The sequence below is a fragment of the Moritella yayanosii genome (genome assembly GCF_900465055.1).
In the GTDB taxonomy this organism is placed as follows: domain Bacteria; phylum Pseudomonadota; class Gammaproteobacteria; order Enterobacterales; family Moritellaceae; genus Moritella; species Moritella yayanosii.
In genome coordinates this window covers 3,629,762-3,655,494 of sequence record NZ_LS483250.1, presented here as the reverse complement: position 1 = coordinate 3,655,494, position 25,733 = coordinate 3,629,762, and the positions used below count along the sequence as shown (strand labels likewise).

General features: G+C 42.2%; 24 protein-coding genes and 9 tRNA genes. 23 read left to right on the top strand and 10 right to left on the bottom strand.

Annotated features, from left to right (window positions below; genetic code table 11):
- The first annotated feature begins 8 nt into the window (after positions 1–8).
- The 3 genes from xni (at position 9) to MORIYA_RS16995 (ending at position 2,725) form a co-directional block, all read left to right on the top strand.
- Positions 9–788, top strand: a complete 780-nt coding sequence (gene xni, locus MORIYA_RS17005; protein WP_112717060.1) for a flap endonuclease Xni — start codon at positions 9–11, stop codon at positions 786–788.
- 230 nt (positions 789–1,018) lie between these two features.
- Positions 1,019–2,026 (top strand): isocitrate dehydrogenase, encoded by a 1,008-nt coding sequence (locus MORIYA_RS17000; protein ID WP_112717058.1) that lies wholly within the window; start codon positions 1,019–1,021, stop codon positions 2,024–2,026.
- A 324-nt stretch (positions 2,027–2,350) separates the two neighbouring features.
- Entirely contained in the window at positions 2,351–2,725 is a 375-nt protein-coding gene (locus MORIYA_RS16995; protein WP_232011657.1) for a hypothetical protein, read from the top strand.
- 95 nt (positions 2,726–2,820) lie between these two features.
- On the opposite strand, the gene rlmM is transcribed toward MORIYA_RS16995, so the two are convergent.
- The 8 genes from rlmM to hemA form a co-directional block, all read right to left on the bottom strand.
- The gene (gene rlmM / locus MORIYA_RS16990; RefSeq protein WP_112717054.1) at positions 2,821–3,957 is read right to left on the bottom strand and encodes a 23S rRNA (cytidine(2498)-2'-O)-methyltransferase RlmM; all 1,137 of its coding nucleotides are present in this window, start codon (positions 3,955–3,957) and stop codon (positions 2,821–2,823) included.
- A 229-nt stretch (positions 3,958–4,186) separates the two neighbouring features.
- Positions 4,187–5,095, bottom strand: coding sequence for a transcriptional regulator GcvA (locus MORIYA_RS16985; RefSeq protein WP_112717052.1), 909 nt, complete (start codon positions 5,093–5,095; stop codon positions 4,187–4,189).
- 337 nt (positions 5,096–5,432) lie between these two features.
- Positions 5,433–6,287 carry a 3-deoxy-8-phosphooctulonate synthase gene (gene kdsA / locus MORIYA_RS16980; RefSeq protein WP_112717050.1) on the bottom strand — a complete coding sequence of 285 codons (855 nt, stop codon included), beginning with the start codon at positions 6,285–6,287 and terminating at the stop codon, positions 5,433–5,435.
- 39 nt (positions 6,288–6,326) lie between these two features.
- Positions 6,327–7,238 carry a SirB1 family protein gene (locus MORIYA_RS16975; RefSeq protein ID WP_112717048.1) on the bottom strand — a complete coding sequence of 304 codons (912 nt, stop codon included), beginning with the start codon at positions 7,236–7,238 and terminating at the stop codon, positions 6,327–6,329.
- Between the two features lie 2 nt (positions 7,239–7,240).
- Positions 7,241–7,615 carry a SirB2 family protein gene (locus MORIYA_RS16970; RefSeq protein WP_174216941.1) on the bottom strand — a complete coding sequence of 125 codons (375 nt, stop codon included), beginning with the start codon at positions 7,613–7,615 and terminating at the stop codon, positions 7,241–7,243.
- A gap of 2 nt (positions 7,616–7,617) precedes the next feature.
- Entirely contained in the window at positions 7,618–8,457 is an 840-nt protein-coding gene (gene prmC, locus MORIYA_RS16965) for a peptide chain release factor N(5)-glutamine methyltransferase (protein WP_112717044.1), read from the bottom strand.
- 14 nt (positions 8,458–8,471) lie between these two features.
- Positions 8,472–9,560 (bottom strand): peptide chain release factor 1, encoded by a 1,089-nt coding sequence (prfA, locus tag MORIYA_RS16960; RefSeq protein WP_112717042.1) that lies wholly within the window; start codon positions 9,558–9,560, stop codon positions 8,472–8,474.
- A gap of 214 nt (positions 9,561–9,774) precedes the next feature.
- A complete protein-coding gene (gene hemA, locus MORIYA_RS16955) occupies positions 9,775–11,028 on the bottom strand; it encodes a glutamyl-tRNA reductase (protein WP_112717040.1) in 1,254 nt (417 codons plus the stop codon).
- A 151-nt stretch (positions 11,029–11,179) separates the two neighbouring features.
- Here hemA and lolB point away from each other — a divergent pair, with 151 nt between their 5' ends.
- From lolB to MORIYA_RS16885, 14 genes are all read left to right on the top strand, one after another.
- Complete coding sequence (lolB, locus tag MORIYA_RS16950; RefSeq protein ID WP_112717038.1) at positions 11,180–11,791, top strand: lipoprotein insertase outer membrane protein LolB; 612 nt, start codon at positions 11,180–11,182, stop codon at positions 11,789–11,791.
- Complete coding sequence (gene ispE, locus MORIYA_RS16945) at positions 11,775–12,635, top strand: 4-(cytidine 5'-diphospho)-2-C-methyl-D-erythritol kinase (RefSeq protein ID WP_112717036.1); 861 nt, start codon at positions 11,775–11,777, stop codon at positions 12,633–12,635. Before lolB ends, ispE begins: the two co-directional genes overlap by 17 nt.
- A 157-nt stretch (positions 12,636–12,792) precedes the next feature.
- Positions 12,793–13,737, top strand: coding sequence for a ribose-phosphate pyrophosphokinase (locus MORIYA_RS16940; protein ID WP_112717034.1), 945 nt, complete (start codon positions 12,793–12,795; stop codon positions 13,735–13,737).
- Between the two features lie 235 nt (positions 13,738–13,972).
- Positions 13,973–14,563, top strand: coding sequence for an aminoacyl-tRNA hydrolase (gene pth, locus MORIYA_RS16935; protein WP_112717032.1), 591 nt, complete (start codon positions 13,973–13,975; stop codon positions 14,561–14,563).
- Positions 14,564–14,652: 89 nt separating this feature from the next.
- Positions 14,653–15,744, top strand: a complete 1,092-nt coding sequence (gene ychF / locus MORIYA_RS16930) for a redox-regulated ATPase YchF (RefSeq protein WP_112717030.1) — start codon at positions 14,653–14,655, stop codon at positions 15,742–15,744.
- Between the two features lie 366 nt (positions 15,745–16,110).
- Positions 16,111–16,187, top strand: a tRNA-Met gene (locus MORIYA_RS16925).
- Positions 16,188–16,203: 16 nt separating this feature from the next.
- Positions 16,204–16,278, top strand: a tRNA-Gln gene (locus tag MORIYA_RS16920).
- Positions 16,279–16,374: 96 nt separating this feature from the next.
- A tRNA-Leu gene (locus MORIYA_RS16915) sits at positions 16,375–16,459 on the top strand.
- Between the two features lie 48 nt (positions 16,460–16,507).
- A tRNA-Gln gene (locus tag MORIYA_RS16910) sits at positions 16,508–16,582 on the top strand.
- A gap of 96 nt (positions 16,583–16,678) precedes the next feature.
- Positions 16,679–16,763 (top strand) — tRNA-Leu (locus MORIYA_RS16905).
- A 48-nt stretch (positions 16,764–16,811) separates the two neighbouring features.
- Positions 16,812–16,886: transfer RNA gene (locus MORIYA_RS16900), tRNA-Gln, on the top strand.
- Positions 16,887–16,934: 48 nt separating this feature from the next.
- Positions 16,935–17,011 (top strand) — tRNA-Met (locus MORIYA_RS16895).
- 23 nt (positions 17,012–17,034) lie between these two features.
- Positions 17,035–17,119: transfer RNA gene (locus MORIYA_RS16890), tRNA-Leu, on the top strand.
- A gap of 41 nt (positions 17,120–17,160) precedes the next feature.
- Positions 17,161–17,235: transfer RNA gene (locus tag MORIYA_RS16885), tRNA-Gln, on the top strand.
- A 203-nt stretch (positions 17,236–17,438) separates the two neighbouring features.
- Here MORIYA_RS16885 and MORIYA_RS16880 read toward each other — a convergent pair.
- Complete coding sequence (locus MORIYA_RS16880; RefSeq protein WP_112717028.1) at positions 17,439–18,611, bottom strand: FAD-dependent oxidoreductase; 1,173 nt, start codon at positions 18,609–18,611, stop codon at positions 17,439–17,441.
- A gap of 224 nt (positions 18,612–18,835) precedes the next feature.
- Between MORIYA_RS16880 and miaB the strand changes: the two genes are divergently transcribed.
- From miaB to MORIYA_RS16850, 6 genes are all read left to right on the top strand, one after another.
- Positions 18,836–20,263, top strand: coding sequence for a tRNA (N6-isopentenyl adenosine(37)-C2)-methylthiotransferase MiaB (miaB, locus tag MORIYA_RS16875; RefSeq protein ID WP_112717026.1), 1,428 nt, complete (start codon positions 18,836–18,838; stop codon positions 20,261–20,263).
- A gap of 55 nt (positions 20,264–20,318) precedes the next feature.
- Positions 20,319–21,326 carry a PhoH family protein gene (locus MORIYA_RS16870; protein ID WP_174216940.1) on the top strand — a complete coding sequence of 336 codons (1,008 nt, stop codon included), beginning with the start codon at positions 20,319–20,321 and terminating at the stop codon, positions 21,324–21,326.
- Positions 21,323–21,784, top strand: a complete 462-nt coding sequence (ybeY, locus tag MORIYA_RS16865) for an rRNA maturation RNase YbeY (protein ID WP_112717022.1) — start codon at positions 21,323–21,325, stop codon at positions 21,782–21,784. The genes MORIYA_RS16870 and ybeY overlap by 4 nt, the downstream gene beginning before the upstream one ends.
- A 42-nt stretch (positions 21,785–21,826) precedes the next feature.
- Entirely contained in the window at positions 21,827–22,711 is an 885-nt protein-coding gene (gene corC / locus MORIYA_RS16860) for a CNNM family magnesium/cobalt transport protein CorC (RefSeq protein WP_112717020.1), read from the top strand.
- 58 nt (positions 22,712–22,769) lie between these two features.
- Positions 22,770–24,314 carry an apolipoprotein N-acyltransferase gene (gene lnt, locus MORIYA_RS16855; RefSeq protein WP_331838554.1) on the top strand — a complete coding sequence of 515 codons (1,545 nt, stop codon included), beginning with the start codon at positions 22,770–22,772 and terminating at the stop codon, positions 24,312–24,314.
- Between the two features lie 108 nt (positions 24,315–24,422).
- Positions 24,423–25,052 carry an MBL fold metallo-hydrolase gene (locus MORIYA_RS16850; RefSeq protein ID WP_112717016.1) on the top strand — a complete coding sequence of 210 codons (630 nt, stop codon included), beginning with the start codon at positions 24,423–24,425 and terminating at the stop codon, positions 25,050–25,052.
- A 92-nt stretch (positions 25,053–25,144) separates the two neighbouring features.
- Here the strand turns inward: MORIYA_RS16850 and MORIYA_RS16845 are convergent, their stop codons facing one another.
- Complete coding sequence (locus MORIYA_RS16845) at positions 25,145–25,729, bottom strand: DJ-1/PfpI family protein (RefSeq protein WP_112717014.1); 585 nt, start codon at positions 25,727–25,729, stop codon at positions 25,145–25,147.
- Positions 25,730–25,733: the final 4 nt, after the last annotated feature.

The window sequence follows — 25,733 nt, the reverse complement described above, 5'->3', positions numbered from 1 at the left end:
ACACGGATATGGCCCAAAATCACTTATTAATTATCGATGCGTTAAACCTGATCCGTCGAGTACATGCAGTACAACTTAATCAAAGTAACGATCCTGTTGCGCAAATTAGCGCAACCCGTGAAACCATTAAGCACGCCGTAAGAAAACTGCTATCCATCACCGCACCGACTCACGTGGTCGCCGTGTTTGATGCAGAACAAACCGGTTGGCGTCATGACATCTATCCCGAATACAAAGCCAACCGCAAACCGATGCCAGAAAGCTTACAACAAGCACTCACACTCATCCAAGACGATCTGTGGGCATTAAATGTTGACTCGTTATTAACCGAACAAGATGAAGCGGATGACTTAATCGCCACCCTCGCCACTAAAATGTCCGCACAACAACAGCAAGTGACTATTATCTCGACGGATAAAGGTTACTGCCAATTGTTAACACCTTATATTAAAATTCGTGATTATTTTAACAAGCGTTGGTTAGACCAAGCGTTTATCAATGATAAGTTTGGCATCCAACCACAGCAACTGGTCGATTATTGGGCATTGGTGGGCATCAGTGGGAGTCACTTGGCTGGTGTCGCTGGTATTGGCCCGAAAACAGCAACCCAGTTATTAACACAACACGGTAATTTAGATGCTATTTATACCAGTGAAGCGTTAAAACCCAAACTGCGTGAAAAACTCGATACCCACAAAGATATGGCTTACATGACTCAGCAATTAGCCCAGTTGAAAATTGATATTCCCCTCGGCTTTAATTTAAAAGACTTAAGATATCAACCTTAATCATAGACGGAACACTGACTGTTAGAAATCGAGTGATCACACTAAGCGTTAATAGTATAAAAAAGTTAAAATCTGGATCTATCTCTAACAAATGCGTTATCGCCCCTGTAAAATGCTTTATTTAGCCAAATTACAGCAGTCACCGGATTAACAATTGAGTAATACTTTGTTACCATACGGCAACAAAGTATTTTCATTTGAAAGTAAGCTCAATTAAATAAGGAATATGTATGACACAAACAAGAATTACAGTGATCCCGGGTGATGGTATTGGTCCGGATATTATTGAGTCTGCAATTCAAATTTTAGATAAAGCTGGCTGTAACTTCGCATATGACTTTGCTGATGCAGGTCTTGTTGCGCTACAAACTTCAGGTGAACTACTACCAAAAGCAACATTAGATTTAATTGAAAAAAATAAAGTCGCGTTAAAAGGTCCCTTAACGACACCTGTCGGCGCTGGTTTCACGTCAATCAATGTATCATTACGCAAGCATTTTAATTTATACGCTAACTTACGCCCGGTGGTCTCTTTTAAAGGCACGCGTAGCCGCTACGAAAATATCGATATTATTACCGTGCGTGAAAATACCGAAGGTATGTACTCTGGCGCAGGTCAAATCATCTCCGATGATGGGAACTCAGCTGAAGCAAAAAGTATCATCACACGAGCCGGTGCTGAGCGTATTTGTGTTGCCGCATACGAACTGGCTAAAGCAGAAAATCGAAAAAAAGTAACGGCGATCCATAAAGCCAATATTCTAAAAACAACATCCGGTCTATTTCTTGAAGTCGCGCGTGAAGTAGCTAAGCGTTACCCAGAGATCGAATCAGAAGAGATGATCGTTGATGCCGCTTGCATGAACTTGGTTATGTACCCTGAACGTTTCGACGTGATCGTGACCACTAACTTGTTTGGTGATATCATATCTGACTTATGTGCGGGTCTTGTGGGTGGTCTTGGTATGGCGCCAGGCGCAAATATCGGTGACGACATCGCTATTTTCGAAGCTGTGCATGGCAGTGCACCTGACATCGCTGGTAAAAACCTAGCGAACCCAACATCTGTGATCTTAGCGTCTATTCAAATGTTAGAATACCTAGACATGAAAACGGAAGCGGAAAACATTCGTAACGCGGTACGTGATGTGATTGAATCAGGTGATAGAACAACACGTGATCTGGGCGGTACGCACGGTACTACAGACTTCACACAAGCGATTTTAGAACGCCTCTAACGGTTTTAAAACGCTTATAATGCAGTTGCTTAACGTTCATATTTCGACATGTTAAGCAGCTGATATTCAGCTTTATCATCCCCTAGTATCTTCGCACGACACCATCAAACAAGTCCTCATTACAGCCTATTGCCTTCCTAGTAATTTATGCATACCAAGCTATAATTAAGTTTTCATCAGCAACTTTGGTGATATATGATATCTAACTTTCTTTTTTTGATACTGTTAATCGGTTTATTAAGCAGGGTTACATTAGCCACGGAAAGTCAGTTAGGGACAGCAATAACAACACAGCAATTCTCTGCCTATCAGCAGCAAACTCAATTGGCCGCTTTAACACAGCCCACACCGCAGTTTGAATTCAAACAGTCATTATTGGTTATCAAAAAAAGTAACCATAAACGCAAACAAACCGCACAACTTCAGCTTCTCAATATGTGGATTGATCCCGATATCACCCGGCTTTTTATTCCCCGGCTTAAAAACATAGGGAGACTGAGTTTAAATTTACACTACAGCTTGAAACGCAGCCCTTATCTACTGCTCGATTATGAGCGGCTGACAATCAAAACGAAAGTGAAATCCAACGGTATGTTACAACACGAAGCTTATTATAATATGGGAATTAAAGAGGCTATTATTGGGATTAAAGTACGTGGCGAAGACCCACAGCTTTATTTTCGCTTCCGGTTTAAATAACAACGCCATTAAACATTCACGGGCGTGATATTTAATGGCTTAAAGCATGAATAATTCAGCGCTAAGGACCATCGATTAAAATGGTCTTTACTGTCTTATTTATCTTCCGGAATGAAGTTTGACCAAGCTACATGTACAGTCACTTCATCACGATCATGATAAAGGTGCTTAGCTTGGATAACAAAGCGATCATCCAGTTGTTTATCTAAGATAGCCAAACAGTCTTCCAATGTATGGTAACGACGCTTTAATGGTAGCTTAAGATTAAAGATAGCTTCTTTACACCATGCGTTTAATAACCATTTACACATCAGACGGGTAACACGCTCTGGTTTTTCAAGCATGTCGCATACCAGCATATCAACGGGTGGATTTTCAGGAACCTTCACCTTATTACCGTGTAATTTACGGTTGGTCCATGCAATCGTGGTTTTAGCTGGCTCATATTTAAACCCATCTTCTTCGTAATGCTTCACTTGGCCGGTTTCCATCAGGCTATCCGCCATGGCACCGTTATCAATAGCCACAACAAACATATTACGTTGAACTAACTGATACGTCCAACCGCCAGGACAAGCGCCTAAGTCAACCGCGCGCATTGCGCCGCCGATACGTCTATCCCACTGGTCTGCAGGGATGAAAGTATGGAATGCTTCTTCCAGTTTCAGCGTCGAACGACTTGGCGCTTTCGATGGAAACTTAAGACGCATGATACCCATAGGTAATGGCGAGTTGTTAAAGCTATATGAGTAACCAATATACACACTGGTATTGGTGATGAAAAACACGTGCAGTACAGGACGGTTTTTATTTTCTTTAGGTAATAAGTGATTACCCTTACGTAACGATTGACGTAGTGGCACAGTATACTTACGGCAGAATTTAGATAACTCTTTGCCTTCATTGGTATCTGGCATTTCCACACGTAGTTCACCCATCGCTTCAATACCTTCACAGGCAGCAACAACAGGATTAACACGGTCGTACAATGGCATATCATCAACACGTGCATGTAGTGCGATCATTTGACGGGCAAAGATCAATGATGAAAGTGGTAATTTTTTCGCTATTGAATCAACATCAGCTGCAGAATGACATTCAAACACAACATAACCTGAATTCAGCGTTACTTTAGCAAAACCATACGCCTCCATGGCAGTCGCTCGTGCTTGAATTTCAGCAGCACATTCTTTTTCATAACCAGGGCGGCAATATAATAAAATACCATTCATTTTCTAATAACCTCATTTTCGTCATCAACATGGCTGACGATATATACTCAGTATAGATACAATACCGAGACTACTAATACATAACAAATACCCAAGGTACTTGACGCTGCTTGGGTATATATGCAAACCAGTGCAGCATAAACGTATCTTGCACTGGTTTGCATACAAAAGCCGCACAGTCTAAACCCTTGACGATATAACACCAAGGATTTAGTGACTTCCTGATGAATTAATTCTCCACGAACGCTTGCTGCTCTACCTCGACTAAGGACAGCATCCAATCACGGAATGCCACAATTTTACCAAGTTCATCTTGCTCTTCGCGACATACCACGTAATACGCGTTCTTACTCACTAATACCTCGGTAAAAGGACGAACAAGACGACCCGCATCTATCTCGGGTTGCGCTAATACACTGTGCCCTAATGCGACACCTTGGCCATGTATTGCGGCTTGTAATACCATCGAAGTATGACTGAAAATAGGCCCTTGGTTAACATTAATATCGGTAATATTGCATTGTTTAAACCAAGCATTCCAGTCACGACGAGAGCTATCGTGCAACAACGTATGTAGTTTTAAATCACCGGGCGTCTTCAGCGGTTTTACCCCATTGAGTAATCGCGGCGAGCATACCGGCACTAAATATTCGGTATGTAATTTCTGCGCATTTAAATCTTTCCACTTGCCGCGACCATAATAAATCGCCACATCGACATCATCAGTCAGTGACCCGTCATCCATATCGACCGCTTTAATACGTACATCAATATCAGGATGCAGGTCAGAAAACAAAGCTAATCGTGGCACTAGCCATTGGATCGCAAAACTCGGCTGTAAACTAACCGTCAACGAACCTTTCGCGCCTCTGGCTAATAAACGCTCAGTCGCATCCACTAATGAAGAAAAGGTATCTTTAATATCCAGGAAATAACTCTGGCCTTCTTCCGTTAAAAATAACGCCCGGTTTTGACGACGAAACAGTTTAATGCCAAGGTACTCTTCCAACGCTTTAATCTGATGGCTGACAGCGGCTTGCGTCACATAGAGCTCTTCAGAGGCGCGGGTGAAGCTAGAATGTCTGGCGGCAGCTTCGAAAACACGTAGCGAATTTAATGGCGGCAGTCTGCGTGACATAGTGGCGTCCAGTTAGATGAGAAAAACTAATGCGAAACATTATAATTTATCAATTGTCAGATTGCAAAAAAATCACTATAGTGCGTGTATGTATATAGGACATAATGCTTATTTTACTTATTTTCGATGTTTTAGATGTTTTCGATAATTAGTATTATTTATATAAGTTAGTCTTTGTTATGTAATGTTGTGTTTGTTTGCTTAAACTTTTTGGTTTAGGCTTTTAAGTAGAAACTACTTATTTTTAAACCTTCGATCATATTCTTAATGCATTGGTATTTTCGGGTCAAAGGTTGTTTAGCGCTGTATTATTACAGCGCTTTTTTTATGCCTGAAATTAATCGATATCAATCGCAGTAAAACTCTTCACTACATCATCAATCGCTTTCGCTTGTGCTAAAAATGCTTCTAACTTAGCAAACGGTAATGCCGAAGGACCATCACAGCGTGCTTGTGCTGGATTTTCATGCGCTTCAATAAATAGACCTGCGATACCTGTCGCTAGCCCCGCATAACTTAATTCCGGCACTTGTTTACGACGACCACCCGACGCAGCACTACCGGCATCACGCTGTTGCGTTGCATGGGTACTGTCGAGGATGATTGGCGTACCTTGAGTAAGCTCTTTCATTACCCCAAATGCTAATGGATCGACAATCAGGTTATCGTAACCATGGCAATGACCACGTTCACATATAATCACTTGTTCATTACCACATTCAGCAAACTTATCCACGATATTACCGACTTGATGCGGTGACATAAACTGTGGTTTTTTAATATTAATCACTGCGCCAGTTGCCGCCATGGCTTGCACTAAATCAGTTTGACGCGCAAGGAAAGCCGGTAATTGGATCACATCAACAACATCAGCAACTGGCTGACATTGTGCTTCGGTATGCACATCGGTAATAATTGGCACATTAAATTCGGCTTTAACCCGTTGAAAAATGTGTAAGCCTTTTTCCAAGCCAACACCACGGAAAGAGTGGATACTAGAACGGTTAGCTTTATCGAAAGACGCTTTAAATATAAACGGGATACCCAGTTTATCCGTCACTGTTTTATACGCTTCTACAGCACGTAACGTCGTCAGTTCGTCTTCTAATACATTAATACCACCAAATAACACAAATGGGTGATCGTTGGCACAAACAATATCGTTACCAATTTTTACTATTTTTGCATTCATAATTGTTACCTTAAAAGGTCCATTTTAAGTCAGTTAATTTTAATGAATCGTATCATCAGTCGCAGCCAACTCATCTATTTGTGCTTTTAAAACCCGGGTGATCGGATCATCTGGACATTGTGCAATAAAATAAGCAAAGTCTTCGCTCGCGAGTTTCTTGCAATCAAGCTGTTGCAACAAAAAACCGCGATCGCGAATTTCATACGGTTCATCCGGTTCAAGTTCTAAAATTAAATCAATACAACGCAATGCATAGGAAAAATGTTCATCTCGGATCAACGCTGCTTTGAGTACTTGTAATAAGCGCAGATAATGCATTTCATTATTGGCGGCTAACAAATCATCGTCAGATAATAAGGCATGGTTACCTTCGATACCACGTAATAGAACCTGCAGTTTATGCCGACTCAGCGCTTGTCCATCTGCAGGATCAACGTACACTCCGTCTTGCTCACTACCAAAACGTAATACAAATTGACCAGGGAATATGATCCCTGTCACATCCACTTCAAAATGCTTTGCAAAGTACATGAATACCGTACCGAGTGACAGAGGTACACCGTTACGGCTGCTAATGACTTTATGCAATAATACACTGTCGAGCTCTAACCACTTACGCCAATCGCCTGAAAAACCAAGTTGTTGATAAAACAAATACAATAACTGGTCACGTTTTTCAACCTCACAGGTAAAGCCTTGCATATCAACTTCGATAAGTGCAATTAACTCATCCAATTCAACAATCGCCTGCTCGAGTAACGGTTTCTCCGTTATCATCTCGATGGCAGATAGTGTGGCGAGCATGACGTTATCAATCATCAGTACTTCTTCTGCGAGCTCATCATCGTATTCTTCAAGCTGCTCACTATCACTATCTACAGCGTTATTATCTACTGCTACATCTTCTGCCAGTTCTGTTTCTGTCAGCGTTGCATTTGCATCTAATTCCATCTCTACCTCAGCAAATATGCTTCGCCGTAAACGGCTAACGAAAACACATAAAATAACCAGCCGATACTACCGGCAAACGCAACACAGCGGAAAAATAGATTTTTACTTTGCTGTAATGACATAAACACCATAAAGGTGATGGCCAATGTCGATATTAATTTTTCTGTCATCACCGTATCAACAAACGGTGCTTGACCTGAAACCATACACACTAACGCAATCATCATCACGGTGATCATATCGATCACCTTACGTGATTTAATAAAACCAGCATGTTCAAGATACGGTGATTGCTTCACGGTGAAGGCAAAATTTACAAAATACATCGCGACGCTTAATAATAGCGTCGCGATGTGCAGCGGAATAACAATATTCATGATTAAGTTTCTTCTCGTTGTCCGACAGTAATACGATCGTTATTACCATAATCTTTATGCGTAACAACCTGATGATAATTTGATGCGGTAAATAGTGCGCGCACTGCAGCACCTTGCTCAAACCCATGTTCAACTAACAACCAACCATCCACGGTTAAAAACTGATAACCTTGACTAATAATATGCTTTAAGTCAGCAAGTCCATTATCAGCAGCAACTAACGCAGTTAACGGTTCAAAACGCACGTCGCCCATCGCCAAGTGTGGATCATGCGCGTCGATATAAGGTGGATTACTAACGATCACATCAAAGCATTGACCGGCTTTTAAAGGTTCAAACCAACTACCTTGCAATACCGCAACATCAAATCCACAACGTTTGACATTACGACGGGCTAATGCGACCGCGCTTTGCTGATATTCAATCGCGGTCACTGTCGCTTGTGGTGATTCGGATGCTAAAGCCAATGCGATAGCGCCCGTACCGGTGCCTAAGTCTAATACTTGGCAAGCGTGTGTCGGCATACAAGCAAGTGCTTGTTCAACTAATACTTCAGTATCCGGTCTTGGAATTAGGGTATCAGCAGATACTTCTAATTCTAATGACCAAAATTCACGATAACCAAGAATATGAGCGACAGGTTCACCCGCCTGACGGCGCATGATAAGAGCAGTAAAACGACCAATAATGTCATCATCCATTACTTTATCATCCCAAGTAAAAAGATAACTGCGATCTTTTTCTAACAGAAAACAAAGAATGACTTCAGCATCCAGTTTAGGGCTTTCGCTGTCAGTGAGCTGCTTGACAGCCCTCTGTAGTAATTGTGCAATTGTTTTCACAGTTCTCAATACACCTAGTTAGCTTCAGCAAGCGCCGCTAACAGATCAGCTTGATGTTCCTGGATAATAGGTTGGATCAATACATCTAACTCACCTTCCAACACTTCATTTAGGCGGTAAAGTGTTAGATTGATACGGTGATCAGTGACGCGACCTTGTGGATAGTTATAAGTACGAATACGTTCAGAGCGATCACCACTTGCCACTAGGCTACGACGAGTACTTTCTTCTTCAAGACGTACTTTTTCATCTTCAGCCGCTTGAATACGTGCTTGTAGAATTGACATTGCACGTGCACGGTTTTTATGCTGTGAACGTTCGTCTTGACACTCAACCACAGTACCCGTTGGGATGTGGGTAATACGTACCGCAGAATCGGTTTTATTAACGTGCTGACCACCCGCGCCCGATGCGCGGAACGTATCGACTTTAAGATCGGCAGTATTAATAACGACCGCGTCTAACTCTGGGACCTCTGGCATCACCACCACAGTACAAGCAGACGTATGGATACGACCTTGTGATTCAGTTTCTGGTACACGTTGTACACGGTGACCACCTGATTCAAACTTCATGGTACCGTATACTGCGTCGCCTTCCATCTTAACAATAACTTCTTTGTAACCGCCTTGATCACTGTTGCTTAAGTTCATGATTGTTAAACGCCAGCCTTTTTTCTCCGCATACTTGCTGTACATGCGGTACAGGTCGCCTGCAAAAATAGCCGCTTCGTCGCCACCTGCACCCGCACGGATCTCCAAGAAACAGTTATTGCTGTCATTAGGATCACGAGGTAACAGTAGGACTTCTAATTCATCACTGACACGCGCCACCGTGGCTTTGCTTTCTTTATATTCTTCAACAGCCATCTCCCGCATATCAGGATCTTCATCCTTGAGCATTTCCTCTGCTGACTCAAAGTTTGCTTGTGCTTCTTGGTATTCTTTAAAGCAAGAAACTAACTCTTCTAATTGCGAGTATTCTTTTGTTAATGCACGGTAACGGTCTTGATCACTGATGATCTCTGGCTCACCTAATAATGCTTGAACTTCTTCGTGACGTTCAATTAAGGCTTCTAATTTTGTAATAATCGATGCTTTCATCTTTACTCTCGTATTACCGTTAAATAGATCGCTGGAGTCTGACATAGGCTGCTACAGCAATTGAATATGGATTATTTCGTTGTTGTGATCGGCAAGGATACCTACATGTAAGGAAATAGTCGATTGCTTTCCGATAATTTACCTTGGATCAGCGAATATATACCCAAGCTACTTCAAGATGCACAATCAGCAGCGGCTGATTTTAAAGACGTGATTACGACTCAAGCCCCAACACACGACGCACTAATAATAGTTCGTCATCTTGACTGCGCTTACCCGCACTCATTAAGGCTTGTGTCGGCGCATGGATCAATTTGTTGGTTAATTTATTCGCTAACTCGGTAAGTACGCGCTCACCATCCGTGCCATTTTTCATCGCTGCGATTGCTCTTTCGAGTAATATATCTTTTTCAATCATCGCCGAATTACGATATTCTTTAATAGAATCAACACTTGATAATGACGCTATCCATTCAGAAAAAAGCTGCGTTTCTTCAGTAATAATGTGCTCAGCTTGCTCAGCCGCATCTTGGCGCGCTTCTTTATTCTGCTCGATAATACCTTGCAGATCATCGACGGTATAAAGATAAGCATTACCTAACTCACCCACTTCTTCTTCAATATCCCGTGGTACGGCGATATCAACTAAAAAGATAGGTTTTTGTTTACGCTGCTTCAATGCACTTTCAATCATACCTTTACCAATAATAGGTAAGGGACTGGCCGTCGAACTGATAACAATATCGGCATTATGCAAATGATGTGGTATTTCCTCGAGCGTCATCGTGCGGGCTCCAAACTTGTCACCCAACACTTGCGCACGGGATAAAGTACGGTTCGCCACCATCATCTCACAAACATTTTGCTCGGCGAGGTGCGTCGCAACCAGATCAATGGTTTCACCTGCGCCAATCAGTAATACCCGCGTTTTAGATAAATCATCAAAGATATGCTTACTTAAGCTCACCGCCGCGAATGCCACTGATACCGCATTCGCACCAATTTCAGTCTCGGTGCGCACGCGTTTCGCTGCGGTAAAGGTTTTTTGAAATAGCTTATCCAAGGTTTGAGCAACAGCATTACACTGTTTTGCTTTCGCAAAGGCTTGTTTTATCTGCCCTAAAATTTGCGGTTCACCTAATACCAGTGAATCTAACCCACCAGCCACGCGCATTAAATGACGCACCGCATCGCCGTCGTAGTAACGATAAGTACATTCCGCTAATTCATTAGCAGGTAGCCGATGAAAATCGACTAACCACTGAGTTACGCGTTCAGGTAAGCCTTGCTCAATTTTGCAATATATTTCCGTACGATTACAGGTTGAAATAATCACCACTTCCGAGGCTACTCCATTCGCCACAATGCTGGCAAAGGCATCCTCAATGTTGTCAGGTGAAAAAGCTACCTTTTCACGAAGTGATACAGGTGCCGAATTATGATTTATACCAAGTGCTAACAGAGTCATGTATTACTTACAGTGAATAATTGTAAAAATGGATAGGGAGACTATTCTACGCAAAAAGTATGTATTTTTAAAGTGACAAAACCAACCATATCTGTTTTTATAAGCTCATGTTTGCTCTTTATCATCATTACTTTATTTATTTGAGTAGCTTATGACATTTCAGCGTTCTATTTACATTATTATTGTTAGTGTATTACTCAGTGCCTGTAGCACGACGACACAGCGACAACCTCCAGCAGGTAACCCGCAACAATTATGGCAGCAACATCAAATTCAATTACAAACAATTCGGACTTGGCAACTGCAAGGACAAATTGCATTCATCAGTCCTGATTCACGTAACTCGGCGACGTTAAACTGGCAACAATTTGTCGATGATTTCAATATTAACCTCACTGGTCCCTTCGGTATTCATGTCCTCACCATTAAACGCAGTGATAACATTTCAACATTAATTCTCGATGATGACCGCCAATACCAAGGCCGTAATACGCAAACACTGATTAACCAACTCAGCCCAATCCCTATTCCGGTGAATGAATTACGTGCCTGGATCATTGGCGACCCATTAACAGACGATGTGCAGCTCGATAATTACGGCCGAGTAACCCAAGCTAATCATCCCCTCGGCTGGCACATCAGTTATACTCAATATCAACGAGTCGATAATATTTGGTTACCAAAAAATATCATCATCCAACAAGACGATATGCGCATAAAAATCACCACTCGAAACTGGAAGTTAAATGCAACACAAGATTAGTCATTGGTCCGCACCAGCAAAGTTAAACCTTTTTCTATACATTAATGGTCGCCGCAGTGATGGTTATCACGAACTACAAACCTTATTTCAGTTTGTTGATATCGGTGATGAATTAGCGATTTCTCCAAACCTGAGTGATCGCATCACCATTACACCAGCGATCCCTGGTGTAGCGCTGACCGACAATATCATCTATAAAGCGACCATGGCGCTGAAAGCACACTCACCATTACCACTTGGTGCTGATATTACCTTGACTAAGAATCTACCGATGGGCGGTGGTTTAGGTGGCGGTTCTTCAGACGCTGCAACAACCTTAGTCGCGTTAAATCATCTTTGGCAATTAAACCTCGATGAAGAACAACTGGCTGCTATTGGTCTTAAGTTAGGTGCCGACGTACCGGTGTTTGTCCGAGGCCATGCCGCATTTGCCGAAGGCATTGGCGAACAACTTACCTCTATCGAGGTGGATGAAAACTATTATCTTATTGTCGTACCTGACTCACAGGTCAATACTGCAACATTATTTTCCGATCCAGAGTTAACCCGCAACACGCCAAAACGCCCGCTGAATCAGTTATTACAGGACGAATGGCAAAATGACTTTGAAACAACGGTGAAAAAACGTCATCCCGAGGTTGCAAAAGCATTAGAGTGGTTGCTAAAATATGCGCCATCTCGACTGACAGGTTCCGGTTGCTGTGTTTTCTCTGAATTTAAAACTAAGTCTGACGCATTAGCCGTATTAGCTAAAGCGCCTAAACACATGCAAATTTATCTTGCGAAGGGCTTAAATAAATCGCCACTCTTGTATGATTTAGCAAGAGAGCATTGCATGACTTAGTAAGACAGGTTTAAATTTTAGTTCAGCACCGAACATATGTTAAATAAGTTGTTACCGAATTCTAAGAGATTAATGCTGGGGATCTCTACTAAACAGTTCGCTGTTTAGGAGTATAATTATATCCCAGCCAAATACATCGATTACCTGAGGTTACACCGTGCCCGACATGAAACTCTTTGCTGGTAACGCTACACCAGAACTAGCACAAAAAGTTGCAGAGCGTCTATTTATCCAACTTGGTAAAGCTAAAGTTGGTCGCTTTAGCGATGGCGAAATTAGCGTTGAAATTGAAGAAAATGTACGTGGTGGAGATATCTTCATCCTACAATCGACTTGTGCGCCAACGAACGATAACTTAATGGAACTTATCGTTATGGTTGATGCGATGCGTCGTGCATCTGCTGGCCGTATCACTGCAGTGATCCCTTACTTTGGTTATGCTCGTCAAGATCGTCGTGTACGTTCTTCTCGTGTGCCAATTACAGCAAAAGTTGTAGCTGACTTCCTTTCAAGTGTTGGTGTTGACCGTGTATTAACGGTTGACCTACATGCTGAACAAATCCAAGGCTTCTTCGATGTACCGGTTGATAATGTATTTGGTACGCCGGTATTATTAGCCGACATGAAAAAAATGAACCTTGAAAACCCAGTTATTGTATCTCCAGATATCGGTGGTGTTGTACGTGCACGTGCTAACGCTAAATTACTTGACGAAGCTGACCTTGCGATTATCGACAAACGTCGTCCAAAAGCAAACGTAGCACAAGTAATGCACATTATTGGTGACGTTAAAGACCGTGATTGTATCCTTGTTGATGACATGATCGATACTGGCGGTACCTTATGTGCAGCAGCAATCGCACTGAAGAAAAATGGCGCGAAACGTATATTTGCTTATGCGACTCACCCTGTGTTCTCTGGTAACGCGGCACAGAACCTACGTGATTCTTGCATTGATGAAATCGTGGTAACAGACTCAATTCCACTGTCTCCAGAAATGGCAGCACTCGCGAACGTACGCGTATTGAGCCTTAGCCCAATGCTTGCCGAGGCAATTCGTCGCGTTAGCAATGAAGAATCTATCTCCGCAATGTTTAACTAATAAAATTAGCCAATAATTTAATTTAAACAGTGCAATAAAAACCGAGTTTGGTGTTACCAGACTCGGTTTTTTGTTTCCCTAAGCAGCAAATACCTCAATCATAAACACGCTATCATTCAATTTGGTGAATACGTCAGTTGAGCTTTGCACTGACACAAGGTAACATAGCGCGTTTTTTATCCAATGAGTAAGGTTCGACGGGTTCGAACAATCATTACTGTAATATAGGTATACCATGAGCAACGACATTCGTTTAATTGTCGGCCTGGCTAATCCAGGACAAGAATACAGCCGCACACGTCATAACGCTGGTGCTTGGTTTATTAACGAATTAGCAAAATGGCACAACACACAATTACGTGAAGAAGCGAAATATTTTGGTTACACTGCCCGTATTGATGTGGCAGGCCAAGATGTGCGCTTGCTGATCCCAACCACATTCATGAATTTAAGTGGTAAATCAGTATCCGCCTTAGCCAAATTTTATCGCATTGATGTAACGCAAATATTAGTAGTCCACGATGAGTTAGATTTACCACCGGGTGTGGCTAAATTCAAGCAAGGTGGCAGCCATGGTGGTCATAATGGTCTGAAAGACATTATGAGTAAAATGGCCAACAGCAGAGAATTCTACCGTTTACGTATTGGCATTGGTCACCCTGGCCATAAAGACAAAGTAACCGGTTACGTACTTGGCAAAGCACAAGCCAAAGAACAAGAACAAATGGATGCGGCAATTGATGAAGCCGTGCGCTGTATCGATATTTTAGCTAAAGACGGCATGACCAAAGCGATGACTCGTTTACATACGTTTAAAGCGCAATGATTAATAAAAAAAGAAATAATTAAACACATACAGGTAAATAATTAACTGTGTGTACCAATTTTAATACTATAGCAAAGAAGGTAAAAATCATGGGTTTTAAATGCGGTATCGTAGGCTTACCAAACGTAGGTAAATCAACACTATTTAATGCATTAACACAAGCTGGTATCGAAGCTGCCAATTTCCCATTTTGCACAATCGAGCCGAATACCGGTGTGGTTCCAGTGCCAGATAAGCGTTTAGATGCACTTTCAGCGATCGTAAACCCAGAACGCGTATTGCCAACTACAATGGAATTCGTTGATATCGCGGGCTTAGTGGCGGGCGCATCAAAAGGGGAAGGTCTGGGTAATAAATTCCTAGCAAACATCCGTGAAACGGATGCAATCGGTCATGTTGTACGTTGCTTTGAAAATGAAAACATCATTCACGTTAACAATAAAATTTCGCCATTAGATGATATCGAAATTGTCAACACTGAATTAGCACTTGCCGATCTAGATAGTTGTGAAAAGGTCATCGTACGTTTAGCGAAAAAAGCCAAAAGCGGCGATAAAGACGCTAAATTTGAACTACCCGTAATCGAAAAGATCCTTGCACATCTTGCTGAAGGTGAAATGGTCCGTTCTTTAGAGCTCACTAAAGAAGAAACAGCCGCGATTGATTACATGAACTTCCTCACGCTAAAACCAACCATGTACATTGCTAACGTTGATGAAGAAGGTTTTGAAAATAACCCATACTTAGATCAAGTACGCAAACTTGCTGCAACAGAGAATGCCGTAGTCGTGGCAATCTGTGCCGCAATGGAATCAGACATTGCTGAACTGGAAGAAGAAGAGCGTGCAGAATTCATGACGGACATGGGTATTGAAGAACCCGGTCTTAACCGTGTAATTCGTGCCGGTTACGAACTGCTAGCACTACAGACTTATTTCACTGCGGGTGTTAAAGAAGTGCGCGCATGGACGATCCCAGTAAACGCAACAGCACCACAAGCGGCGGGTAAGATCCATACTGACTTCGAAAAAGGTTTCATCCGTGCAGAAGTTATCGGTTATGACTCTTTCATCGAATTCAATGGTGAAGCCGGCGCTAAAACAGCAGGTCAATGGCGTCTAGAAGGAAAAGACTACATCGTTAAAGATGGTGATGTGGTACATTTCCGTTTCAACGTATAACTTGAAACTATATCTAAAGTAAGCACAAAAAATCGCTGGCAATAACCAGCGTTTTTTTGTTTTTAGCACCCTTCACAACCTTCATGTCAATAACACCACTGAGTATTGATTAACAGAAGCAAATATCGAATAAATCATTAAACTCAATTACAATAATAAGAATTGACTATACACGCTTTAAATTATCAATAATTGCAGTTTTACTACAAATAGCATAGAGTGAGCACAGGATTCGTACAGAATTCCAACAGGCGTAGTTAAAAACGTTTTTTAACTAAAAAATAGTTGACGAACTTGGCTGTAATTAGCATAATGCGCCCCGTTCCAACGAAACAGTTAACGGTTAGTCGGAATGAGATTTAAGATGGCCATGTAGCTCAGCTGGTTAGAGCACAGCATTCATAATGCTGGGGTCACAGGTTCAAGTCCCGTCATGGCCACCATCTTAATTCGAATTGTAGGGATATCGCCAAGCGGTAAGGCACCGGGTTTTGATCTCGGGATTCTGAGGTTCAAATCCTCATATCCCTGCCATATACCAACACAGACTTAGGTCAGTGTTAAATTTACAAGGTTTATTGAACGCTCACTATTCAATACTACCAACTTTGTAAAAATAAAAAATATTGTGCGGAAGTGGCGGAATTGGTAGACGCGCTAGATTTAGGTTCTAGTATTGCAAAGTGTGAGAGTTCAAGTCTCTCCTTCCGCACCATGTCTTAACATGAGTTACTGAATAAGTAATGTTCATGGAACAAATTGTAGGGATATCGCCAAGCGGTAAGGCACCGGGTTTTGATCTCGGGATTCTGAGGTTCAAATCCTCATATCCCTGCCATATACCAACACAGACTTAGGTCAGTGTTAAATTTACAAGGTTTATTGAACGCTCACTATTCAATACTACCAACTTTGTAAAAATAAAAAATATTGTGCGGAAGTGGCGGAATTGGTAGACGCGCTAGATTTAGGTTCTAGTATTGCAAAGTGTGAGAGTTCAAGTCTCTCCTTCCGCACCATGTCTTAACATGAGTTACTGAATAAGTAATGTTCATGGAACAAATTGTAGGGATATCGCCAAGCGGTAAGGCACCGGGTTTTGATCTCGGGATTCTGAGGTTCAAATCCTCATATCCCTGCCACTTTATTTTGCACGTATTTATACGGACAAAATGAAAAAAAGTAAGAATGGCCATGTAGCTCAGCTGGTTAGAGCACAGCATTCATAATGCTGGGGTCACAGGTTCAAGTCCCGTCATGGCCACCATTCTTATTTTAAAATAAAACATTGCGGAAGTGGCGGAATTGGTAGACGCGCTAGATTTAGGTTCTAGTATTGCAAAGTGTGAGAGTTCAAGTCTCTCCTTCCGCACCATGTTTTATTAACCAATACAGCCATGCTGTAGAAAGATTTGTAGGGATATCGCCAAGCGGTAAGGCACCGGGTTTTGATCTCGGGATTCTGAGGTTCAAATCCTCATATCCCTGCCACTTTTTCTAAATTATTCTTCCCCATTAATACCTTCTCTAATTTCTAATTTCAGCAGCTTAAATATGCATATTATTATGCCAATTTTATTATCGATATTGCCCCGATCCGTTAGTCAGAGTCTATAAGATTAATCCACTTTATGCTCCAGAATTAGCCGGCGAGCAAAGCAAAGATAATGTTGACCGCCGATTAGTGAAGACCGTTAGCTTAAACCTATCGCATAACGTAGCGCCTGACGTTTTAATGGTCCGGCGCGCTGTGCGACAGCAATCCCAAGGTTACGCAGTACCTTCGCGGGTATTGAGTCATTACTGAATACCGAATAGAACAGATCCATACTGGTTTGCATTAATAGATTATCTGGCTTTCTGCTGCGTTGGTATTGTGTTAATAATGCTTTGCTATCCCAGGCTTCGCCTTCAATCACCGCACTTCTAATTAGCTCGCATAATACATTTACATCTTTAAAACCGATATTAACACCCTGTCCCGCTAATGGGTTGATGGTATGTGCAGCATCACCAAGCAGTACCACACGACCGTTATAATACTGCTGCGCATGACGTCGGGTCAGTGGAAATGAACCGTGGTTCGTGATCTCAAATTCACCAATCAGGTCGGGGAAATGTTGCTGCACTTCGACTTTCAGTTCGGCATTAGACAGTTGACTTAAATACTTGATGTGCGCCGTCTGATGATACCAAACCAACGAGGCTTTATGCCCTGGTAACGGTAATAACGCCATTGGCCCCGTCGGTGAAAACTCCTGCCAAGTCACGTCTTGTTGGGCTTGGTCAGTATCAATATTAATTAACATACAACTTTGACGATAATCCCAACTGCTGATACCAATATTACTCTGCTGACGAATAATCGAGTTAGCACCATCGGCGGCCAGCACTAACTTAGCGCGTAATTTAGCGCCAGATATTAACCTGATTTCAGCGTAGTCACTGTATTGCGCTAGTGTCGCGACTTTCTCAGGACACATTAACTGGACATTGTGGTGGCGTCTCATAGCTTCGAGCAAACCTAATTGGATCACTCGGTTTTCAATGATGTAACCTAACTTGTCGTAACCAATATCGTTAGCATGGAATTTGATTTCGCAGCCACCTTGATCCCAAGTTTCTAAACGACGATAAGGGCAAAGACGCATTTCTCTGATGTTAGTCCAAGCACCTGTCGCCACAAGTAACTGCTGAGAGGCCAAACTGATCGCCGATACACGCAGATCCATTGGTTGCTCAAATGAAAAAGGAGATGGCATTTGCGCTTCAATTACCGCAATTTTAAGTCCCGAAGGGGCGAGTAAATTAGCGGTACTTGCACCAACCATCCCACCACCAACAATAATTACATCAAATTCCTGCATCGTGCTTCCTGAACCGTTTAAGGATAAATTCTTATCTGAATCAGAATTCTACCAAGCTTTGCGTCGAAATGATTGCTTTGTACAATGAAAATTACAGTAAATTTATACATAGAAGTAGTGATCACGTCTAGTCAACGGTCTATTAAGGCAGTAGAATACGCGATCTTCTGTGTGTTCTCACACAACCCGAATATAGCAATAAATAATCAAGAGCAACGTGGATAATGAGTAAAAAACTGCACATTAAAACCTGGGGCTGCCAGATGAACGAATACGATTCATCAAAAATGGCAGATTTGTTAAATGCCGAAAATGGTTTTGAACTGACTGACAACCCAGAGGAAGCGGATGTTCTTCTATTAAATACCTGTTCTATCAGAGAAAAAGCGCAAGAAAAAGTATTCCACCAACTGGGTCGCTGGAAAAAACTCAAGAAACGCAATCCGAAATTAATCATTGGTGTGGGGGGCTGCGTAGCATCACAAGAAGGTGCCGCAATTCAGAAACGCGCTCCCATTGTAAACCTGGTATTTGGTCCACAGACTTTACACCGCTTACCCGAAATGATCATCGATGCACAAGCCGGTAAAAAAGGCCTCGTGGATGTCAGTTTCCCTGAAATTGAAAAGTTTGATCGCTTACCAGAGCCACGCGCCGACGGGGTATCAGCATTTGTATCTATCATGGAAGGCTGTTCAAAATACTGCTCATTTTGCGTAGTACCTTATACCCGTGGTGAAGAAGTAAGTCGTCCACTTGACGATGTCTTATACGAAATTGCCCAACTGGCAGAACAAGGGGTACGTGAAGTAAACCTACTGGGCCAGAACGCCAATGCTTTCCGTGGCGACATGCATGACGGTGATATATGCTCATTTGCTGATTTATTACGTTATGTCGCTGCGATTGATGGTATCGACCGTATCCGTTATACCACCAGTCACCCGATTGAGTTTACTAGCGATATTATCGATGTATACAAAGATACGCCGGAACTGGTATCCCATTTACACCTGCCGGTACAGTCCGGTTCTGATCGCATCTTAACCTTAATGAAACGTGCGCACACAGTATTAGAATACAAATCATTGATCCGTAAACTGCGTAAAGCCCGTCCGGGTCTGGTGATGAGTTCAGATTTCATTATCGGTTTCCCAGGAGAAAGTAAACAAGATTTCGCGGACACCATGAAACTAATTGAAGACATTGAATACGATATCAGCTTTAGCTTTATCTACAGCGCACGTCCAGGTACACCTGCTGCAGACTTACCCGATGACGTATCGCTAGAAGAAAAGAAAGAACGTTTGAAAATTCTACAAACGCGTATTAGCCAAATGTCACAAAAAATTGGCCGTGATATGGTAAATACCACACAACGTATTTTAGTTGAAGGTCCATCGAAGAAAAACATCATGGAACTGACAGGCCGTACCGAGAACAACCGTGTGGTTAACTTCGAAGGCTCGCCAGATCTCATTGGTACCTTTGTCGATGTCGACATTGTGGATGTATTACCTAACTCTATCCGCGGTGTGTTCATCCGTGGTGAAAATGAGATGGATCTACGTAGTGCCGTTAAACCAAGCGAAATTTTGGCGCGAGCTACCAATCAACCTAATAAGCTAGGTGTTGCTAAGTTCACCCCATAAGAGATAAACTAAGAGCCATTAATGACCTTTACTGGCTCTGCCTAATGAGATTATTTTGAATAAAAATACGACAACACTCGATATATTCTTAGAGCCCGCAGACGGAGCCCGACTCGCTCATTTATGTGGCCCATTTGATGACAATCTTAAACAACTTGAACGTCGTTTAGACGTCAACATTACTTATCAAAATAATCAATTCCATATTACTGGTAATCCAGTTAATGCGCACAGTTGTATGGATATTCTTCGAGATCTTTATGTTGAGACCCAAGCTGTTAAAGGCCAAGTAATCGACATTGACCCAGAGAAAATTCACCTTGCGATACAAGCATGTCGATTACTCGAACCCGAACCCACACCAAAAATTGCCAGTTTTAATACTGTGATTAAAACCAAACGCGGTATGGTTAAACCGCGCGGTGATAATCAAGCCAATTACATTGCTAATATTTTAACCCATGATATTACCTTTGGTATTGGCCCTGCTGGTACCGGTAAAACTTATTTAGCCGTCGCCGCAGCCGTTGATGCCTTAGAGCGTCAAGAGGTACGTCGTATTCTATTAACACGCCCAGCGGTTGAAGCCGGTGAGAAATTAGGTTTTCTACCCGGTGATTTAAGTCAAAAAGTAGATCCTTATTTACGCCCACTTTATGATGCGTTATTTGAGATGCTTGGTTTTGAAAAAGTGGAACGTTTAATTGAGCGCAATGTCATAGAAATTGCACCACTTGCCTATATGCGTGGTCGGACACTCAATGATGCGTTTATTATCTTAGATGAAGGGCAAAATACCACCATTGAACAAATGAAAATGTTTTTAACCCGTATTGGTTTTAACTCCAAAGCAGTGATTACTGGCGATATTACCCAAGTTGATTTACCTAAGCACATCACATCTGGCTTGCGCCATGCGATGGATGTCCTAGAGCCAATAACAGACATTAGTTTTAACTTTTTCATATCCAATGATGTGGTTCGCCATCCTGTTGTGGCCAAAATTATCGATGCCTATGAACACTTTGAAAATAGCATTGCCCGTAAGGATAAAGACCAATGAATACCACGTTAGATTTACAAATTGCCACTGAAAATGAACAGCTATTACCAACCGAAGCGCAGCTCGCTACTTGGCTCCATGCTGTCGTTAAACGCTTTCAAGACAGTGCTGAAGTAACGATCCGTATCGTTGATAATGCAGAAAGCCAACAATTGAATAACGATTACCGTGGTAAAGACAAACCCACCAACGTACTGTCGTTTCCGTTCGAAGTACCTGAAGGCATTGAATTAGACCTGCTTGGTGATTTAATCATCTGCAAGCAAGTGGTCGAACGCGAAGCAAAAGAGCAACAAAAACCACTGACCGCACATTGGGCGCACATGGTTCTTCATGGAACTTTACATTTACTCGGCTATGATCATATTATCGATAAAGAAGCCGAAGAGATGGAAGGTCTGGAAACCGAAATCATGCTAGAGCTAGAATTTGAAGACCCTTATATTACTGAAAAGTAGTATTAATACCATTAACGTTACATAACTTAGGTACAACAAACTATGAACGACGGCAAACCTCACTCGACAAACGGTTCATCAAAAAAAGGTTTTTTTGAAAAAATTTCTCAATTATTCCAAGGTGAGCCGAAAAACAGAGAAGAGCTTGTAGAAGTCATTCAGGATGCAGAAAATCGCGAACTGATCGATCAAGACACCAAGGATATGATTGAAGGTGTACTCGAAGTCTCAGGACTGAAAGTACGCGACATTATGATCCCACGCTCGCAGATGATTACTATTGATAAGAGTCAAAGTGTCGAAGAATTTTTACCTATCATGATTGACTCTGCGCACTCGCGCTTCCCCGTTGTCAATGAAGATAAAGATCATATCGAAGGGATCTTGTTAGCCAAAGACCTGCTTAAATTTGTGTTTACTGGCGCACCAGATAGCTTTGAGCTGTCTTCTGTTTTACGCCCAGCCGTTGTTGTACCAGAAAGTAAACGTGTTGATAAACTCCTTAAAGAGTTTCGTTCAAGACGCTATCATATGGCTGTTGTGGTTGATGAATTTGGTGGTGTGTCAGGCCTTGTGACCATTGAAGATATCCTAGAAGAGATCGTCGGTAATATTGAAGACGAATTCGATGAAGATGAATCGGCACAAGAAGATATCCGCCGTATTAATAAAAGTGTGTTCTCAGTGCAAGCATTAACACCCATTGATGATTTCAATGACTACTTCTCATCAACCTTTAACGATGATGAAGTGGATACCATTGGGGGGATGATTGCGCATGCATTTGGCCATTTACCAGAGCAAGGTGAGATAATTACTGTCGATGACTTCCAATTTAAAGTCATTTCAGCTGATCGCCGTCGTATCATTCAGCTACAAGTGAAGATACCAGAAGCACAACAGGAACGCTTAGCGAAATCAGCTTAACCGTCTCGGTGACAGGTTACTCCGCTTGTCGCTGTAGATCGCTACAAAGGAATAACCTATCAAATCCCTGACCCATAAAATAAGCGCGCCACTGGCTGGCGCGCTTAGCGTGTTTGCTTTTGCCCCGTTTAATTACACCATTAGCTTATACGTTTCATTATTTGCCCTACTCTTTGTAATTGACAATAAACCAGCAAAACACGCGGCCGGATATGGTTTCTTGTGGGGACTCGGATTCTTTGTCGCAGGCCTCCATTGGATTTCAGTGAGCATCTTAGATTTTGGCGGGTTACCTGTGCCTGTTGCAGCGCTATTAGTCGTATTATTGTGTGCTTACCTCGCTATTTATCCGGCGCTTTGTGCTTACCTGGTGAATAGGTTTGCCTCACACTCAAGCTTACTACGCTACTTTGTTGCCTTCCCGGCAATCTGGTTAATCACCGACTGGTTACGCGGTTGGGTAATGACAGGTTTTCCTTGGTTACAATTTGGCTATAGTCAGATGGATACCCCGTTGGTTAACTACGCGCCAATACTCGGGGTTGAGGGCATTACAGCTGCCGTTTGTTTGCTCACCGCCAGTTTGTATTATGTTTATCGCGAACGTAAATTCGTCATGCCAGCAATCGTTATTTCAGTTATCGTATTTTCGGCAATTGCATCAAAAGGCCTACAATGGACAATGCCTCAAGCATCAAAATCAATTGCACTCGTGCAGGGCAATACCGATCAAGCTGAAAAGTGGCTACCAGAAAAACGTACCGAAATTCTCAATACATATTTAACACTGAGTTTAGAGAATACCGATGCCGATATTATTATATGGCCAGAATCGGCGATCCCAGCATTAGAATTTCAAGTTAAACGTTATTTAGACTATGTCAGTGACCTCATGCGCCAAAGTAATACCACCCTTATCACCGGGATCATTAATTACCAACGTGTTAACGATATTGATGAGTATTACAATGCCGTGATCGTACTCGGTCAACCCGAGCAAGAGACGAACCATTCTCCAGTAAATGACCGTTATTACAAACATAAGCTGTTACCGATTGGTGAGTTCGTGCCGTTTGAAGATCTGCTAAGACCGATTGCACCGCTATTTAATTTGCCTATGTCATCATTTCAACGTGGTGGTGAACAACAGTTAAACCTCGCAGCCAGTGGCGTGCATATTGCCACCGCGATTTGTTATGAAATTGCCTTTAACCAAACCTTAGTGAAGACGGTTACGCCTGATACCGGCTTCATTTTAACCGTGAGTAACGATGCGTGGTTTGGGACTTCAATTGGCCCCGATCAACATTTAGAAATAGCCCGGATGCGCGCCTTTGAATTTCAACGCCCGGTTATTCGTAGTACCAATACCGGTATCACCGCAATTTATGATGCCCAAGGACAAGAAGTTGGCCGGATAGCCCAATTCGAAACAGCGGTGTTACGTGCACAAGTAACGCCATATCAAGGCACCACCCCTTTTAATCGTTATGGCAATACGCCGTTATTGATACTGGCGTGGTTATTATCGGCAACTGTAGTAGGCCATTATTTATTCACCAAGAACACCCTGGCTAAACGGCAGGTTAAAACCTCGCTATAAATAACAGTGTAACAATTTACACCGTATACTCTTGCCCTGCAAATCGGTAAACTAGCGCAACTATATATAACTAAACAAACACGACTATCTAGCCAAGAGAGATGAGCAATGCAAGTTAAAGTCATTCCCGTTACGCCTTTTGAACAAAACTGCAGTCTATTAATCTGCCCTGAAACCAATAAAGCCGCGATTGTTGATCCCGGCGGTGACATTGAAAAGATTATTAGCCAGGTAAAGCAACACGGTGTAGAAGTAGAAAAGATCTTTCTAACTCATGCTCATATTGATCACGTTGGCGGCACTGAAGCGCTTGCTGCGGCACTAAACGTAACGATTGAAGGCCCACATATTGCAGATAAGTTTTGGTTAGACCAGTTACCCATGCAGGGACAAATGTTTGGTTTTCCACAAATACCACCGTTTGAACCTCAACGCTGGTTAGCACATGGCGATACAGTCTCATTTGGTAATCAAACGCTTGCAGTATTACATACCCCAGGGCATACACCGGGGCACGTGGTATTTAATCACGTAGCAACCAAACAAGTGATTGTAGGCGATGTATTATTCAATGGCTCTGTTGGTCGCACTGACTTCCCACAAGGTTGCTTTAATACGCTGATGACAGCGATTAAAGGCCAGTTGTGGACATTACCAGAAGAAACCGTATTCTTCCCGGGTCACGGACCAACATCGACTATCGGTCACGAAAAAAGAACCAATCCACACGTGAGATAACCGCTCAAATTGGCGTAAAAAAAAAGCCTAAACACGCGTTTAGGCTTTGACTTATTGGAGTATGATTAGATTTTATAACAAGATGCTAATTGTTAGAATTCAGCATCAAGGTAGATGTGGTCGGCTTGCCAGTACACTTTTTCAGGATTATCTGCAAGCACCATTTTTGCAACCGTAAAGGCAAAATCAAAACTGACACCAAGACCTTTACCGGAAATAAATTGACCGTCAACAACCACTTTTTTATCCACAAATTGGCCATCTGCAAACTGCTTATGTAAACCGCCACCCGTGGTATATTTATGTTTACCAAGTAGGTTATGCGCAGCCAGTACTTTTGCGCCCGATGAGCATAACGCACAAATATATTTATCTTCTTGCATGTGGCGTTTAATAAAATCAATCACCATCGGATTGGCAGATAAATTATCTGTACCCTTGGGGCCACCCGGCATCATGATCGCATCATAAGACTGAGCTTGTTTTTCAGTAAGCGTATAGTCTGCACTAATACGGGTTTCAAAATACGTCTCTAACGCCGTTGTTTCCATGCACGAAAGCACATCCACTTTAATATCAAGACGACGCATAATGTCGATAAATACAACCGCTTCACCTTCTTCAAAGCCGTCAGCTAATAATACCGCTACATGTTTTTCAATTTGAGGTTTCATCATGTGA